Raw genomic sequence first — 247 nt, 5'->3', positions numbered from 1 at the left:
AGCGGCGTCTCGACGCCTATCCGCATGAGATGTCCGGCGGCCAGCGCCAGCGCGTCATGATCGCCATGGCGCTCGCCAACGATCCCGACATCCTCATCGCCGATGAACCGACGACCGCTCTCGACGTGACGATCCAGGCGGAAATCCTCAGGCTCCTGAAGGATCTCCAAAATCGTCTCGGGATGGCGATCGTCTTCATCACCCACGATCTCGGCATCGTTCGCCGCTTCGCCGACCGCGTCTATGT

Annotated in this window: 1 protein-coding gene; it reads left to right on the top strand. The window is 62.3% G+C overall.

Going from position 1 to position 247, the window contains the following annotated elements:
* Window positions 1-247: ATP-binding cassette domain-containing protein (locus tag CH341_RS33100; protein ID WP_146604819.1), on the top strand; the 247-nt coding region annotated here is incomplete at both ends.

It is taken from the genome of Rhodoplanes roseus (assembly GCF_003258865.1).
GTDB classification, from domain to species: Bacteria; Pseudomonadota; Alphaproteobacteria; order Rhizobiales; family Xanthobacteraceae; genus Rhodoplanes; species Rhodoplanes roseus.
This window is presented reverse-complemented; position numbering and strand designations above follow the sequence as displayed.